At 62.2% G+C, this 16783-nt stretch carries 13 protein-coding genes and 1 pseudogene; 7 read left to right on the top strand and 7 right to left on the bottom strand.

Annotation, left to right across the window (positions count from 1 at the left end; genetic code table 11):
• Positions 1-198 precede the first annotated feature (198 nt).
• The gene (locus tag NGM29_RS02515; protein ID WP_254158691.1) at positions 199-828 is read right to left on the bottom strand and encodes a helix-turn-helix transcriptional regulator; all 630 of its coding nucleotides are present in this window, start codon (positions 826-828) and stop codon (positions 199-201) included.
• 524 nt (positions 829-1352) lie between these two features.
• On the opposite strand from NGM29_RS02515, the gene NGM29_RS02510 reads away from it, so the two are divergent.
• The 5 genes from NGM29_RS02510 to NGM29_RS02490 are packed head-to-tail and all read left to right on the top strand — an operon-like array spanning position 1353 to position 7819.
• Complete coding sequence (locus NGM29_RS02510) at positions 1353-2759, top strand: nucleotide sugar dehydrogenase (RefSeq protein ID WP_254158689.1); 1407 nt, start codon at positions 1353-1355, stop codon at positions 2757-2759.
• A complete protein-coding gene (locus NGM29_RS02505) occupies positions 2759-3802 on the top strand; it encodes a glycosyltransferase family 2 protein (protein ID WP_254158687.1) in 1044 nt (347 codons plus the stop codon). Before NGM29_RS02510 ends, NGM29_RS02505 begins: the two co-directional genes overlap by 1 nt.
• Positions 3803-4870 (top strand): DUF354 domain-containing protein, encoded by a 1068-nt coding sequence (locus NGM29_RS02500; RefSeq protein ID WP_254158685.1) that lies wholly within the window; start codon positions 3803-3805, stop codon positions 4868-4870.
• Between the two features lie 5 nt (positions 4871-4875).
• On the top strand, positions 4876-5847 hold the full coding sequence (locus NGM29_RS02495; RefSeq protein WP_254158683.1) for a glycosyltransferase: 972 nt from the start codon (positions 4876-4878) through the stop codon (positions 5845-5847).
• On the top strand, positions 5840-7819 hold the full coding sequence (locus NGM29_RS02490; RefSeq protein ID WP_254158681.1) for a hypothetical protein: 1980 nt from the start codon (positions 5840-5842) through the stop codon (positions 7817-7819). The genes NGM29_RS02495 and NGM29_RS02490 overlap by 8 nt, the downstream gene beginning before the upstream one ends.
• Before the next feature lie 531 nt (positions 7820-8350).
• Here NGM29_RS02490 and NGM29_RS02485 read toward each other — a convergent pair.
• A complete protein-coding gene (locus NGM29_RS02485) occupies positions 8351-8929 on the bottom strand; it encodes a metal-dependent hydrolase (protein ID WP_254158679.1) in 579 nt (192 codons plus the stop codon).
• A complete protein-coding gene (locus NGM29_RS02480; protein ID WP_254158677.1) occupies positions 8930-9913 on the bottom strand; it encodes a DUF1616 domain-containing protein in 984 nt (327 codons plus the stop codon).
• Between the two features lie 391 nt (positions 9914-10304).
• On the opposite strand from NGM29_RS02480, the gene NGM29_RS02475 reads away from it, so the two are divergent.
• Positions 10305-10895, top strand: a complete 591-nt coding sequence (locus NGM29_RS02475; RefSeq protein ID WP_254158675.1) for a DUF7344 domain-containing protein — start codon at positions 10305-10307, stop codon at positions 10893-10895.
• A 134-nt stretch (positions 10896-11029) separates the two neighbouring features.
• Here NGM29_RS02475 and NGM29_RS02470 read toward each other — a convergent pair whose 3' ends face one another.
• Positions 11030-11374, bottom strand: coding sequence for a hypothetical protein (locus NGM29_RS02470; protein WP_254158673.1), 345 nt, complete (start codon positions 11372-11374; stop codon positions 11030-11032).
• 431 nt (positions 11375-11805) lie between these two features.
• Entirely contained in the window at positions 11806-13533 is a 1728-nt protein-coding gene (locus NGM29_RS02465; RefSeq protein WP_254158671.1) for an asparagine synthetase B family protein, read from the bottom strand.
• Positions 13534-13812: 279 nt separating this feature from the next.
• Between NGM29_RS02465 and NGM29_RS02460 the strand changes: the two genes are divergently transcribed.
• Complete coding sequence (locus NGM29_RS02460; RefSeq protein WP_254158670.1) at positions 13813-15177, top strand: polysaccharide deacetylase family protein; 1365 nt, start codon at positions 13813-13815, stop codon at positions 15175-15177.
• A gap of 241 nt (positions 15178-15418) precedes the next feature.
• On the opposite strand, the gene NGM29_RS02455 is transcribed toward NGM29_RS02460, so the two are convergent.
• Positions 15419-15907 carry a PKD domain-containing protein gene (locus NGM29_RS02455; RefSeq protein ID WP_254158669.1) on the bottom strand — a complete coding sequence of 163 codons (489 nt, stop codon included), beginning with the start codon at positions 15905-15907 and terminating at the stop codon, positions 15419-15421.
• A 368-nt stretch (positions 15908-16275) separates the two neighbouring features.
• A pseudogene (locus NGM29_RS02450) lies at positions 16276-16527 on the bottom strand (hypothetical protein); the annotation flags it as partial.
• Positions 16528-16783 lie beyond the last annotated feature (256 nt).

The following is a 16783-nucleotide window of genomic DNA, read 5'->3' as shown; positions in this document are numbered from 1 at the left end:
ACGAAGCATCGAAAGAACTGGAGCCGATACTGGCGGTCGCTCCGGCGATTCGTTCGACGCGTACCGAGAAAAACGCTGGACCGGAGCACTCAGTCGTGGTGTGTACTGTAGTGAGTGCGATTGCGGTGGTAGTGTTGGTGGTGGTGCGATTGCAATCGACAAAACGGCGACCGATACGCCGCACAGACGCGCTGTCTGTTATTCTTGTTGTGCCTCCGGAACCAGCGTGATGTGATTCTCGCGACCGATCGAGATCTTCTCTATCACTCCCTCGTCGTGCATATCCGAGAGAATGCGACTTACCTTCGACTTCGACCATCCCGTTTCCGACGCGATCTGGTGTTGACGGAGCGTTCCGTCGTTCTGCATGAGCAGTTTGATCACTTCTCCCTCGTCGCTCAGGAGCAACGAAGGAGTGGAAGCCGAGACGGCGTGGTGGTACTCGTGCCCGGTGCTGTGCTGGTCGTCCGTCGGTTCGTCGCCCGCCGGGTCCGAGAGTGAACCCCCCAGGGTGACGCTGATCTCTCGAGCGGACAGGACGTACGCGAGACGAATACCGACGAGACCACCGACGAGCAGCGAGAGCACGGTCACCAGAACCATATCCCAGTCCGATGCGGGCCGGTTCGTGAACCAGTTCACGAACGCGACCGCGGGTGCCCCGTTACCGATCGTCGCCACCCCCGCCGACAGCCCAATTCCGTGCGTGCGGTAGTCGCAGTCACGGGACGGCGATGGACGACTGACGACGTCGGGACGAGACGCACACACCGACTCGGAGCGTGCGGTCGAACCATGGTCGGTGGCGCTGTCGTCTGTCGACCGCACGTTCGCAGGCGCTGGCTGTGGAGTCGAATCGGTCGACTCCCCAGTGTCGGCCCGGGAACGCACGACCCCGGACGGGGCAACATCGATCTGAGAGGTGGGTGCCGTCATATCTTCGGTCCTTCGGAGCTGGTTGGTGATCGGTTTCGGTATCGGTGATCGTGATCTCGTGATCGGCTGATCACGCACGGCCGAGCCGACCGATCGAAACGACGATCGGGGACGACCGTACGTCCACTAATACGAGACACCCTTTTCATTATAAAGCGCTACAGGCCCGCTTAACGGCAGGCTAAGCCCTCGAGGCGCTTTTGTGGCCCAATTTCGGCTGATACCCCGGTGACTGGCCGGTACTGGCCCTGAGAACGACCGTCTCCGCCGCTGCAACAGTTTTATCAGCGGTATAGTAAACGGAGGGAGGCTGGAAAGGGGGAACAGCGCGTCCCGTTCCCGGGATCGCCAAATGAACGACCTTCCGATCGGTCGGACCCGGTCGGCCGGCACACGAAGAAGACGGTGATGTACCCATGAATCCACCACTCAGCAATACGGAATCGCGAAGCGAGAATCGATCGAACGTGCCCGTCGTCACGGACTACTCCCGGCGCGGCCAGGAGGGAACGCTCGAGGAGCCGGCGATCGAACGCGCACGTGAGGCGACGATCTGCGTCGTCGGGCTGGGCTACGTTGGACTGCCACTCGCCGTCCGGTTCGCCGAGGCCAACTTCGACGTCGTCGGGTTCGACGTCGACGAATCGAAGGTCGAAACCCTCCAGAACGGCGTCGACACGACCGGCGACCTCACCGACGAGGCCGTCGCGGAGAGCGGCGTTTCCTACACGACCGAGGCCAGCCAGATCGCCGACGCCGACTACGTCATCATCGCGGTTCCGACGCCGGTCGACTGCGACAACCGCCCGAACTTCGACTTCGTCGAGGCCGCCGCGAGCACCGTCGGCTCGAAGATGACTGCGGGGACGACGGTGATCCTCGAGTCGACCGTCTACCCGGGTGCGACTCGCGAAGTCATGATTCCCGCACTCGAGGAGGCTTCCGAGATGACCGCCGGCGAGGAGTTCTTCGTCGGCTACTCGCCCGAACGAGCGACCCCGGGAGACGAGGAACACGGCCTGGCGGACGTCGTCAAGGTCGTCAGCGGCCAGACCGAGCAGGTGCTCGAGGACGTCGCGGCCCTCTACGAGTCGGTCGTCGATGCCGGCGTCCACCGTGCGCCCACGATCGAGGTCGCCGAGGCAAGCAAGGTCGTCGAAAACACCCAGCGGGACCTCAACATCGCCTTCGTCAACGAGCTGTCGATGGCCCTCGAGCGACTCGACGTCGACACGCGAGAAGTCCTCGAGGCCGCCGGAACGAAGTGGAACTTCCACGACTACCGGCCGGGGCTCGTCGGTGGACACTGCATCCCGGTCGACCCGTATTTCCTGGCCTATCAGGCCGAGCAGGCGGGATTCACGCCGAAACTCATCCAGACGGGTCGTGCGGTCAACGAGCGGGTACCACAGCACGTCGCCGACCTGACGATCAAGGCGCTCAACGAGTGCCAGAAGACCCTCTGTGAGAGCCGCGTCCTGGTTCTTGGCCTCTCGTACAAGGCCGGCGTGGGCGACATCCGGAGTTCGAAAATCGCGAACGTCGTCGAGAAACTCAAGGAGTACGACATCGACATCGAGGGATTCGATCCGTTCGCGGACGCCGACGCCATCCACGACGAGTTCGGGATCGACGTCCAGACCGAACTCGACTTCACCGACTTCGACGCGATCCTCCTCGGCACACCGCACGAGGAGTTCGTCGAGATGGACCTTGAGGAGGCCGCCGACAGTCTCAACGAGCAACCGGCACTGATCGACGTGACCGCGGCGCTCGACGAGAACGCCGTCGCTGACGCTGGCTTCGTCTATCGGAGGGTATAATGTACCGAGGACATTCAATCGGCGTCGTCGTACCAGCGTACAACGAGGAAACGCACGTCGGCGGCGTCCTCGAGACGATGCCCGATTTCGTCGACCGGATCTACGCCGTCGACGACCGCTCGACCGACGACACCTGGAAGATCATCCAGGAGTACGCGGCCCGCTCGAGACAGTCGGCCGACGAGCGTCGCGTCGATCCGGCCGCCGACGAGCGGCTCGAACCGCACGCCCTGATCTCCGATGGCGGGGCGATCGGAGGGACGGAGATCGTCGCAATCCATCACGAGGAAAACCAGGGCGCCGGCGGGGCGCTCAGGACCGGATACGTTCGCGCGCGCGACGACGGAATGGACGTCGTCGTCACGATGGACGCGGACGGCCAGATGGATCCCGACCAGTTGCCGAAGCTGCTCGATCCGATCGTCGAGGGCGAGGCCGACTACGCGAAGGGCAACCGGCTCGCCGACCGGGAGAGTCGACGGGAGATGCCGCCGTTTCGCCTGTTCGGCAACTGGGTGTTGACGCAGTTGACGAAGATCGCCAGCGGGTACTGGTCCCTCCAGGACCCGCAGAACGGGTACACGGCGATCACCAACGAGGCGCTGTCGGCGGTCGACATCGAGTCGCTGCCGGACGATCACGAGTACACCAACGATCTGCTCGTCAGGCTCAACATCGCGGGAATGCGCGTCGCCGACGTCTCGATGCCAGCGAAGTACGCCGACGAGGAGAGCACCATCGACTACAAGCGATTCATCCCGATCACGTCGGTGACGCTGCTCCGTGGCTTCCTCCAGCGAATGCGAGTGCGCCTCGCCGACGATCGCAGCGATCCGACCGCGCTCGGGTACCTGATCGGCGTCGCGTCGCTGGCCGGGGCTGTCGCGTTCGCCGGTAGCGCGAGCGCGAGCGCCCTCGAGGGCGAGACGTCGCTTCGCGATCTCTTCACGACCGGGCTCGCGTTCGTCGCGAGCGCAGTCGTCTTCCTGGTTGCGATGGTGACCGACGCCGGTGAGAACGAGGGGAAGGAGGTGCGCCGTTAGATGCGCGTCATCGTGACGATCCAGCACCCCGGACACGTCCACTTCTTCAAGCACGCAATCGCCGAGCTCGAGTCGGACGGCCACAGCGTCCACGTCTTCGCGCGTGAGAATGAGGTCGTGACGGACTTACTCGAGTCCTACGACATCGACCACGAGATCCTGGCCGGCGAGTCGAACTCGCTGCTCTCGCTGGCGGCGGTCCAGGCGACCTACGAGGCGAAACTGCTGGCGCGAGCGCGTCGCATCAAGCCCGACGTCATCACCGCGATCGGTGGCGTCGCCGCCGCCCACGTCGCGAAACTCGTCGGTGCGAAGAGCGTCGTCTTCTACGACACCGAACACGCGACGATCATCAAGGCGCTCGCGTACCCGTTCGCCGACATCGTCTGCACGCCGGAGTGTTACGACGGTGACATCGGTTCGAAGAAGGTCGAGTACCCAGGCTATCACGAACTCGCGTACCTCCACCCCGACCGGTTCGAACCCGAACCCGGGATCCTCGAGGAAGCCGGGCTGGAACCCGACGACACGCTCGTCGTGATGCGCCTGAGCAGCTGGGACTCCTCACACGACATGGGACAGGGCGGCTTCGACGATCCGGTCGAGGCCGTCGAGCGACTCGAGGACGCCGGCGCCGAGGTCGTGCTCACGTCGGAGGTCCCCCTCCCCGAGGAACTCGAATCGAACCGACTCACGACGTCGCCCGACCGGATGCACGACCTGCTCGCGTACGCCGACTGTTTTGTCGGCGAGGGCGCGACGATGGCCGCCGAGGCCGCGGTGCTCGGCACCCCAGCGGTGTACGTCAACTCCCTGTCGCTCGGGTACACGACCGAACTCGAGGAGACGTACGGCCTCGTGTTCAACTTCAACGGCTTGGATCGCCACGCTCGCTCGCTCGAGAAGGCGATCTCGGTGATCGAGGAAGACGACACCGAGAAGTGGGCCCGTCGACGTGAACGGCTGCTCGCCGATCGGATCGACGTGACCGACGTCATCGTCAGGGAGGTAGAAACCGTCTCCGGGACCGGCCCCGAACGGCCGACGCTCGCTGCCAACGCTAACTGACACGAATGCACGTACTACACCTCATCACCTCTACGCGTTCGTTCTTCGAGCAACAGATTTCCGTCCTCGAGGAACGTGGCGTCGAGTGCACCGTCATCGGCGTCCCCGGCGAATACACTGCCGATTCGCCGCGGACGCCCGTCGACTACCTGCGGTTTTATCCGAAGGTGCTCTCGCACGTCTGGTCGGGCGAGTACGACCTGATCCACGGCCACTACGGCCTCGTCGCGCCGTTCGCACTCGCCCAGCCGACGCGCCCGGTGGTGATGAGCCTGTGGGGAACTGACCTGATGAGCGACATGCGCTGGCTCGAGTCGATTAGCCGCTACGGCGCCCGCTTTGCGGACGCCACGATCGTTCCGAGCCCCGCGATGTCGCGCGAACTCGACACCGACCACGTCGAGATCCCGTTCGGCGTCGACACCGAGCAATTCAGACCCGTCCCACGTGCGGACGCCCGCGAGCGCGTGGGCTGGAACCCCGACGAACGCATCGCGCTCTTTCCGTACGATCCAAACAGGGATGAGAAGGACTATCCGCGGGCCGAACGCATCGTCGAGCGCGCTGACGCCGACCTCGAGTTGCGAACGATCGACGGCGTCCCCTACGAAGAGATGCCTTACTACATGAACGCCAGCGACGTCCTCCTCGTGACCTCGAAGCGCGAGGCCGGCCCGATGGTCATCAAGGAGGCCGCCGCCTGCAACGTGCCTGTCGTCTCGACCGACGTCGGCTTCGTTCGCGACACGATCGGCGAGGTCGACAACTGCGTCGTTAGCGACGACGACGCCGACCTCGCCGCGGGCCTCGAGACCGTCCTCGCTGGCGACCGTCGTTCGAACGGCCGCAAAGTCGTCGACGGACTGAGTCTGGACGCCATGGGCGACCGTCTGCTCGAGTGCTATCGCGACGTCCTCGGACGACGGGCCCGACCCACGGGCCAGCACCGCGACCTCGAGGTGACGGAGAATGCGTAACTCGTCGTTTCTGTCGAGGATCCGGCCGTTGCGCCTCGATACCGTCGCCGCGATCCTCGGGCTCCTCCTGGCATCGGCGATGTTGCCACTCCGATTGCTGGCTTCCCAGATATTCATCAAAACCGTGCCAATCGTTCTCGGGTTAGCCTGTGGGTTGTATCTGCTGTCGCTGTACGCCGAGACCAACAATTCGGCGATGCCGACGCTGTCCAGACCAGCCCTGATGACGCTGCCGACGCTCGTGTTGTTCGGCCTGTCTGCCCTCGTCGTGCTGTCGTTCGTGCAGGGCGAGCGGACAATCGTGTTCTTCGTGTTGTCGGGTCTCGTCGGCACGCTGTTGATCGCCCAGATCGTCTTCTCCGAGGACGAGACGTTCAACACGGGGATCGTCTTGCTCCAGCTCGTCCTCTTCGCGTTCGTCTTCCGGTTTACGGCGCTTTACGCCACACCGGGGTTCATCGGCATCGACATCTGGACGCACATGGAGTTGGCCGATGCGATCTTCGAGGAACGGTCGCTGAGCGCCATTTCCAACAACAAACACTACGGCTCACCGCTGTATCACCTGCTCGTGGCGTCAAGCGCGCTCGTCTTCGACGTTCCGCTGCGGGCAGCGCTGTACCTGACCGTCGGCGTGGTAATGCCGCTCTCTATCCTGCTCGTCTACGCGACGGCGAACCTGTTGATCTCGCCGCGCTGGTCGGCGCTCGCAGCCGGCCTGTTCGCCATGGCGAATTACGTCGCCCAGTGGGGAATGCACCTGATCCCGACCAGCATGGGGCTCGTATTCTTCCTCGGTGTTCTCTACGCACTGATTCGCGTCATGCGGATCGAGTACACGATCAGGGACTTCATGTTACTCCTGGTGTTGAGTCTCGCGGTCATCCTCACCCACCAGGTGTCGACGTTCATCATGCTTGTGGTGCTCGTAACCGCGTTCCTCGCCCAGATCGTGTTCATGATCGGCCCGTTCGGCCTCAATCGCCTCGATACGAACACGTTCCGGACGAAGAAGCCGGTCAACCTGATCGGCCTGGTCGTCTTCAACTTCGGGCTGACGATCTTCGTCTGGTCGCTCACGCCGTATCGCGAGGATTCGTTCCTGAAGACTGTCCTGAGCTTCCTTTCCCAGACGATCGAGGAGAGTGCCGGCTTCCTCAACATCGCCAGCGGAACGGGGAGCGAAGAATCGGCTGGCGAAGTTGCGGCGCCGACGCTTCTCGACCAGGTCGTCCCGTACGTCGACGAACTCGGATTCTTGATCCTGCTCGGACTGACGTTCGCGGGTTGTCTGTACGTCATCCACCGACGACGGGCGGAGCAGTCGGTCTTCACCCTGTTGCTCGCGTCGGCGATCATGCTCTTCTTCGTGATGGGGCTGCCGATGTTCGGCATTCGGAACTTCATTCCGACGCGCTGGTTCGCCTTCCTCTACGCGCCGATGGCGATCCTCGGAGCGATCGCAATCCGAGTGTTCGTTCGTGACCTCGATCCTCGCCTCGCGATGGTCACCATACTCCTGGTGGTCCTGGTCTACCCCGGGGCAATGGCCTTCGCCGCCGAGAGTAACACCGAGAATCCGATCTTCGAACAGCAACACGAGCAATTGGCCTACGACGAGTCGGAACTCACCGCCGTCTCCTCGATCGGCGAGATGACCGGCTCCCCGGCTGGTTCCGAAATTCGAGCCGACCAGCAACTACACACCGACCATCCGTACTTCACGGTCTTCGATCGGACGGGCGCCTACTCGTCCTCGTCGTACGTGACGTTACCCGAAGACGGCGTCGCCGACCACGACTACACGGTCTACCGGACCAGCCAGACAGAGTCCGTGGCCTACTTCGTCGACGAGAACGGACAAGCGCAACTCAAGTCGGTCGACCGCGCACAGATCTGTCGTCCGACCCAGGCGACGGTGTACGATAGCGGCGACGTCAATTTCTGTACGCCGTCGCCAGCTTCGAACTGACGGGGCGGTCACACCGTCTGCGCGCAGCGGCTTTTCACTCGAGTACGACGTCACGAGCGCTCGAGTCGCTTCGACTGAGTCACTACCGCCCGAGTAACCACTACTCGAGCGAGCGCAAACGTGTTGTGTGTACGTGCCCAGGGTGAGAGAACCGCACAGCCTGCTCGAGTGGAACTCGTCCAGGAGCGAGTCATCCTCGAGTCCATGAGCGACGGTATGACTGGTGTGGACCCGCCCACAGATCGTGCCACGAGCGCTTCGGACGGCTTCGGACGAACCTCATTCGAGACGTGAGAAGCGTTTGGCCGCTTCCATCTCCCTCGCCCAGTACAGGTGTCGATCTTCGTTCTGATAGACGAACAGTGTGACCTCCTCACGCATCGGACGTCGTTGCAAGGTGGATCCGTTCGTTTCCGTGGGGCGTCATCTCGAGCGCTTACCCGTCGTCCCTATACTGTGTGGACGACGAGTGTCGAACGTGAGCGGACGACGACTGAAGACGCTCCGAGCGTGTGTGGTCGGATGATCGAACTACGTTCGCCGGGACACCCACCGCCAGCAGTCGGCGGCGACCGGCGCCCCGTCGTACACCCACAGGACGACAGTGAGGGCCAACAGACCGAGCAGCACCGTCAACTCCTGGGGGGTCTCGCCGCTGAGAAACAGCTCGAGAGATCGGTGGCCGTAGATGACGACGTGATCGAGGAAGCTCCCCTGATCGACCGCCGGGGGTGAAGCGACCGGCCACGTGACGGCTCTCGGCTTCAAGTGGCCACCCGTGAGCCACGGATAGACGATGTCCCCGGCGAGGTGAGACAGAATCGCGATCGAGAACGCAGTCGCCTGTCGGACCGATCCACGCTCCCAGCGATGAAGGAGTACGTATACTGCCAGGCAGACGAACGGAACGACGAAAATCGAGTGGGCGACGGAGAGCCCCGTCTGTGTGACGTCGAACGTCCAGGCCAGCGGCTTGTCGACGAGATCCGGCAGCTGTGAGCCAATGGCGACCGCGAGCGTTTCAGGCCCCGACGGACTGCGTCTCCGAACGACGTTGGTGTAGAGCGAGTACAGCAGGTACGCGAACAGCAAATGCTCCCACGGCCACATTCACTCCACCACGATCGGTGCATGCACCGCCCGGTAGGCATTTTCGGTCGAGGGGTTGGACGGCGGCTCGCCCTCGTACAGCAGCACTGTCAGTCGGAGGTCGTCTCCTTGCATCGATGGTGTCATCTCGAGCGTCTGGTTTCGCTGTTCGCCGTCGGCGACCGTAACGGATTCGCTCGTGAGCTGTGTCCGTTCTTGGACGGTTGCGTTCGACTCCCCGTAGCTCACCCGCTCGAGAAGAACCACGGTAGTGTACGTTTGTTCCGTTCCCTCGTGGTTCGTGATCGAAACGGTCACGTCCGAGGCCTCGCCCGCTGCGTAGTTGGTCTGGTACACCGTGTCGCTATCGGCCGTGACCGGTTCGGTTTCCAACGCGAACTCCGTGAACGACTCCGAAGTCGGTGGGTTGGCGACCGCGAAGCCGGTCGTCGCGACGAGAACCAGGAGTGCGATGACGATTGCGATGTTGAATGGCCGCGTGGACACGCCAGTGGATCGACTCGGTCGACTGAACAGGAGACCGGACGTACCGACCGTCAACGCGAATCGGCGATCGGGTGCGCATCGGTACCGTGCGACGATCGCGAAAAGCGTCAATAATCCTGTCAATCCTGCAATACCGAGGATGGCCGTTTCCGGAGCAATACCCCCAGGGGCTACGCTCGCAATGAGGGCAATCACGGGAACGAGGAAAATACTCGCAACGATTGATAGGATAATCCGCTCCGTGGACGCCAGGCCGCCAGAGACTAAAAGCGGGTTTCGAAGCCCAGTACGGTCGATATCGAACGGTTGGTAGTCGTCGCTCGGCGCGTCCGGGAACAGTACGGCGATCAGCGCGTACCCCGGCAAGAATAACACGAGCGGCAGGGCGAGTGCCACTCGAGCGACGCCTGGAACGCCGAGCAGGAGGCCGAACGAGAGGAATCCGGTCGCCGCGACGACGGCGGCCAGATCGAGAAACCACCAGTTGTTGTCGCTCATTGCTTCTCGAGAGGTCCTCGCGGCCATTTATTATCTGGACGGTAATTCTCGGGGGTCACAGGCGGAAAAAACGGGGAATGTGACCCGGAATGTAACGTTCCAGACACTGTTTTGCTATCTTCGGCCCTCTCTCGAGACTGGCCTCTCACATGGCCAAAAAATGGTATTGAACAGTGGCTAATATCGTCCTACACTGGATGAAATCAATAATTAGTTGAATATCTAATATAAAGGCAATTCTGGTGTTATGGGGCCTATTGCTGCTGGTAATGCGGTAATGAAACGACAAAAAATGTCTGGGACGGCCCGTGAACTCAACTAAAATAAATCGTTCACTGGTGGACGGTTTCTATCCTTTATTACCCGGAACTGTTTCCAGAAGACTGGTGCGATGAAGTCCGAATATATCAGCCCTGAAGAAGAGGACGAGCAGTCGACTGATGGGAGCGCCGATGCTCCGGAAGAGGACGTCCCATTTTCGAAGGACGAACTCTTTCACCTGCTGCAAAACGAACGTCGCCGGCTCGTGCTTGAGTATCTGCGCGATGCGGAGGGGAGTGTCCGCATGCGCGACGTTGCAGAGCAAGTCGCCGCGTGGGAACACGAGACGACTGTCGACCAGCTCACGTCCGCACAGCGCCAGCGCGTGTACATCCCGCTTTACCAGTCACACCTGTCGAAACTCGACGAGGCCGGTATTATCTCCTACCAGAAGAACCGGGGGGTCGTCGAGCGAGAGCCGCTGGCCGATTACGTCGACCAGTACCTCCAGGTTGGAGAACCGACGGACGAGGAGTCCGCAGAGCCCACCGCGAGCGGCGGATGGGACGATTACTATCTGGGAGCGACTGCGCTGTGTTACCTGGTCTTCCTGGGCGCGATCTTCGAACTGCCGTTCGTCTCGCTGCTCTCTGGCATCGGCCTGAGCGCATTGATCTTGTTGTTGTTCACGGTGCTCACGGCCGGGCGATTCGTTAACTGAGCTCCCTGTTGATCGGACGACGGTCGTCTCACCGTGCTGACGACGGCCCTCCTTTCTGTGACAGCTCCTTTCCCTCGAGAAGACCGCCGCTATCACCTTGAGGCGGCCGTCAGATGCGACGAATACTACGGACGTTAGAACGGGGTCGCCGTGACGACGACGGTCGAGACGAGAAACAGCATCGTCGCGAGCAAGACGAGCGAGAGTAATCCGAGGACCGGCCGAGAAAACCAGACTTCTTTGGCGTGATCCTCGGTCTCTCGTACGTGTTCGATCATTCCTTTTTCCGAATCGAACGCCAGCAGTCCACGTGCTTCGAGTGTGGGAAGCCGTTCGTCGTAGAGGAGTTCGTGGACGTCGGCCCACGTTTCGATCGGCGGATCAGCCGGCCAGATGAGGTGGTCCGCGAGTTCATCGACCGTGACAGGTGCTTCTAACTCGGCGATTTCCTCGAGGAGCGCCATATCGGATTCTGGCACGAACGAGGCGGCCGAGACCGACGGAGTCGACGACGAATCCGTCGACTCGTCGGTCGCGTAATAGATTGGTACCTCGGGTGCGGGTGAAGCGCTGTCGTCGGGGGCGGACCGATTGCCCGAAGACGCGTCTCGCGACGAACGAACCCAAGACGGCGTCAGACGCATATTCCAACCAAACAAGTGATGGGTTATAAGTATTCTCCTCATTTTTCGATTCTGAACAGTACTACGAGTCCATTAGAGAGCGTTGAGACGAGCAAAACCGAGTAATGAATCATGGTTCCGTACGTTCACCAATTCGGACACCTTCGCGAACGAATGTGTGTGAAAGACGGTGACAGAACCATTGTTGAGTAATGTGAAACCGACTGCGGAGCGTCTGTCGGGTATTACTCACCGAAACGGTCCACTACTGTCACACGTGTGCGTCGTTACAGGGGGAGTGGCCGCGTCGAACGGTCGCCGCTCCCGTCTCCCGCGACCGACTCCCGGTAAAGCCACGAACGGGCATTGTTGGCGTCGTCGGTCGAAGCGCCGATCCATCGGTTGAGATCGTTCAATCGTAATTTGTGTCTCACCGGTAGCCCGTGTACGTGCTCGAGATCAGGGAGGAGCTTTTGGTCGAGCCCGTAGTGTTCGAAGATCCACCTGCGGTCCGGCCACGGCGGTTCGAACGGCTCGAGCAGCGGCGTCTTCCGGCGGACGAACCGCTCGGCCTCGTTGAGCAGGGTCACGTCGTGTGGTCGATCGGGTGGACGGTGGTGGAGAATGTCGGGATCGAGGCGTTCGCAGGCCTCGAGGAAGGTCTCGGTCGTTCGGTGGGCCGGCGGCGTCTCGAGGTGCCACCGGACGAGTTCGATGTCGGCCGCGAGGAACGACGCGAAGAAGTTGTCCGCGAGGTGATTGTGAAACGGGATCGACGGCTGGTTAGCGATGCCACAGCACGTCAGCGAGTTCTGGGTCGTCACGGCGCGGTCGCCGACGGCGTCGAACTCCGCCGCGATCGCGTCCCGGACGAACGGCTCGGGATCCTCGTCGAAAGCGATGCGCTCGGCGAGGGCTTCACTCGACTCCCGGTCGTACCCGAACTTTCCGAGGAGGGAGTCGACTGGATTGGGGTCCGGATCGAGTCTGTTTCGCGGCACTTCCGTCCCGAAGAGTTCGATCGTGTCCTGTGCGGTGAAGTGACCCCGGAAGAACGTATCACAGAGTAAGCCGTGATACATCGTATCGACGTTTATTTCGTCGGTGTACCCGGCGTGGTGGATGTGGAGCGACTCTTTGATCCCCTGTCCGTACCGGGTCTTCGACTCGTCGGCCAGCAGATATCGCTCGTCGGGTTCGAAGGCGACGTGGTCGGCCCCGTACTGGGTCGCGACGCGCCGTGCGCCGGTGACTTCCTGGGCTGACGACGTTCCGACCGTGTAACAGCGCTCGATGTCAGGTATCGTCGGCAGGAAAATGCGGGAGTCGTAGCCAGCTGATAGGAGCAGCCCCTTCCGTCCCGGGAGGATCGACCGGCGTTCCAGTGCCCGTTTCAGCCGATTAGCCAGCTCTTCGACGTAATCGAACTGGTGGGGTCGGTAGACGAAGCGTTCGAACGATTCTACCCCGGATTGGGTCAGTCGGCTATCTATCGGCAGTCGCGAGAGCTCCTCGAAGGCAGCCTTTTCCCCGAGCGTCACGCCCAGGTGGAGGTACTCGAGGACGGCGTTTCGATTCACCGACGGTGCGTCGACCGTCTGAGCGACGCTGGCCGCGTCGGTCCCGAACGTTCGGACGCCGGGCTCGTCGGTGTAGAAACACTCTCGCGAGCGAACCGGGTCGGTCGCGACGAACGCGTCGTCATCGACTGGGTCGACGACGGCGAGGTAGGATCCGTTCAGCACGTCGAACGCTGCCTCGCCTTCGGAATCGTACTGCTCGAGCAGCCAGCGAGCCGCGTTGGTTTCGTCGCCGGGAACGTAGGCTTCCCCCCAGACGACGCAGATACCGCGTTCGTCGGCGTATCGGGCGCTCCAGCCGGGAGTGACGAGATCGTGGTCTCTGATACCGACGGTAATCTCCGTTCCTGTGAGTACGTCGTCGAACGCCTCGACCGACCGGTAGCGTTCGAACACCTCGATGCTTCCAAACACGCCGAATAGTTCCTTGTTCATCGTCGAATGTCTCCCTCGAACGAACCATCGACGGCGTCCTGACGATCGTGGTGGGGCCGTCGCGCGTTCGCCTGTGTACCTACCAGTAGCTGACGCCGCGTCGTTTACTATGGCGTCATTAAGCATCGAGCGAGCGGCGGGCTCGGTTCGAGTCGCGCCCGATTTCGGGGACTCTGGGGCCAGAGCCTGCTGTGGTGGTCTGATGCGGTATCGGATGGGTGCTCGAGGGGTCTATCGCGTCTATAATAATGGGGCCGTTGCCGGTACTGCCGGGTACCAATGACGCGAGACAATACGACGCGGCGACGCTTCCTGGCCACCTCGGGTGCGGCTGCGATGGCGGCCGGGCTCGCGGGCTGTACTAATCGCCTGAACTCCGTGAGAGGTAACGGGGACGGGAACGGGAACGGGAACAGCACTGGCAATGGTAACGACACCGATTCCGACTCAGACGGCGGTAACGAGTCCGAGGGAGACGAGAACGGAAACGGCGTACCCGCGCTCGAGACCGAGTACAACAGCCGCGAGGAGTACCGCCAGGCGGGCGACTCCATCGACGACTTCGAGGACCTCGGACCGTGGGAAGTCGTACAGGGGTCGGGCGAAGCGGACACGGAGATCGCCTTCGACGGGTCACAGAGCCTCCGCCTCACGGGGGGAGAGGGCGAAAACATCGTCGTCGAACGTGAACTCTCGGACGTCGACCTGACCGATCTCGACCTGTCGTTCGCCGTGCGAACGACGACCCCGGACAAGATCACCATCAACATCCGTGTCGTCGACTCCTACGGAAGCGAGCGAATCTACTCCCTTCGGGAGATCACCTACCGCACACCCGACGTCGGGTGGTTCCGCTCGAGCCCCGGCGTGTTCGAGGAGAGCTCGATCGAGCCGATGATGAACGACATCGCCACCCTCCAGATCCAGGTGCTTCACTCGATGCCGGAGGCGGAGGTGTGGGTCGACGACCTGCGTGCAGTTCCGACGGCAGACAGTGGATACGTGATGTTATCCTGGGACGACGGGTCCCTGGACTTCCTCGAGAAAGCGAGCCCCCTTCACGACGAGTACGGGTTCAATGCGGTCCAGGCTGTCGTCCCCCGGTGGTCCGAGGAGGCTCGCGAGGGGATCATGTCGACCTCGCAGCTCAAAGAGCGACAGGAAGCGGGCGACCAGATCGTTACCCACGGGAGACACGACCGGATGGCCGAGTACGAGAGCGAGGACGAACTGGACGGTCGCCTCAAGGGGGCCAAGAACTGGCTCATCCAGCACGAGTTCACGGGCGCGGATTTCATCGTCTACCCACACAACAGCTACGACGCCACCAGCCTCGAGTACATCTCGAAGTACCACTACTGTGGCGGCTTCAACCAGGCCGGAAACGTGAATACCACGAACGTCCACGGCTTCGATCCGCTGGCACTTCCCCGGACGATCGGCCACGACCTCGACATCGCCAAACGCTGTGTGGACCTCGCTGGCGCGTACAATCAGTGTACGATCCTGAACTTCCACGAGTTCTCCGCAAACAACACCATGTCCGAGGAGGACTACGAGGCGTTGCTCGCGTACATCGACGAGTCCGACGTGGAGGTCATCACGTTCGACGAACTCTGGAAGATGCGCACGTCCGGAAACTGATCCAACCGAATCGCCAGGAGTCACTCGTCTCGCCGTTTATCGTTTGACGACGCTCGAGCGAGTACCAGTCCGTCGAGAGCGATTGTGTGAGAGAGCCTAGTTCTCCGAGAGCTATCGTGTGGAGGGTCCTGCTCGATAGCGAGTACTATCCCGTCCGAACGAACCGTCTCGAGGCACCAGACCGCGCCACCTCACCACACGACCGGAGGTGGTGCAGCCAGTCGCTCTCTTCGAGTGGAACTCAGGAACTCTCCGCCGAGAGCGTGATCTCCGCGGTATCGGTTCGTCCGCCGTCATCATCGACGCGGAGGACGATTGGGTAGTCACCCCCGCCGCTGATGGTTACGTCGATCGTTCGTCCGGTTTTGTCGAAGCTACCCTCGCCGTAGATACTCCACTCGTAGCGAACGATCTCACCCTCCGGCGCACGCGAACAGGAGGCGTCGAGCGTGACGGGATCGTCGACCGAGAACGTCCGCTCGGTCGCATCCTCAGGCGTCGTTCGGATTTCGTCGATCGGATCGCGACCCGGTTCGCCCGCATCGGGCTCCGGTTCGGGTTCGGGTTCCTCCGCCTCGTCGACGTCAGGGTCCTCGACGTCGGTCTCGTCGTCTTCGCCACCTTCGTCGTCGTCCGCAGCGAAGAGCCCGTCTCCGACGAGCGACTCGACGATCGCCAGATGCCACTGGACGCGCGTCTCGAGGTCGACGTCGACCCAGAGCGTCTCCACCAGGAACGCAGGTATCTCCAGTTCGCGCGCCGCCTTCTAAGCGACCAGTCCTGACGGCGAGGCGTCCGGCCCCGCGAAGCCGTCCGTCTGGAACGCGAGGTCGGCGTCGTCGACGTAGTCCTGGTTGACGAGGTCCGCCGCTTCCTCGGTAGTGGCCGCCGCCCCGTCGTCGCTCGGTGGAAAATTGCCTGCTCGACCCCGTCGACGTCGTCGCCGGTGTAGATCCCGACCGACTCGTGGAGGTCGACGAGGGCGTCGGGTTCGTACTCGAGGAGTACGTTCCAGACCGCGCGGGCGAGGTCGGTTCGTGGCTCCCCACCTTCGGGGAACTGCTGGTTGAGGTCGACGCCCGCCTCGTCGGTTCGCGTCCCGCGTTCGATCGCGGCGGCGTTCACTTCGGGGATCGACACGAGCGTTCCAGCCGTAATCTCCCAGTTGGCGATCTCGGCGGCGGCCGTGTATCCGGCAACCTCGTTCCCGTGTATACCGCCGAGAACGACGACCGTCGGCCCGTCGGCCGCCGCCTGCGCGACGTACCCGGTCGTCTCCCAGTCAGTGCCAGACAGGATAGTGAAAGGTGTCTCGAGTGACAGCCGTTTCCTCGGTCGTTGTGCTTCCATCGTTCGCGGTACCTTTACTCCGCGTATGCGACGCCGGCACTCGCCAGCGCACAACTGCCAGCAGCAGTCAGTAGCGATCGGCGTGAGAGTGAACCTCGGTCCATGCTGGCCCGGACTCACGCTCGAACTGGCTTTACCTAAATCGAGGCGCTAACGCTACCGAGCGACCAGGCCACTCGAGACGTCCATTTCCGGGAAAAATCCTACCTCGTGAAACCTTTGCCGTATCGTTCCCAACGCGTGGGCTACTCGACGG

Origin of the sequence: Natronosalvus rutilus, from assembly GCF_024204665.1 — an archaeon.
GTDB lineage: Archaea > Halobacteriota > Halobacteria > Halobacteriales > Natrialbaceae > Natronosalvus > Natronosalvus rutilus.
This window is presented reverse-complemented; position numbering and strand designations above follow the sequence as displayed.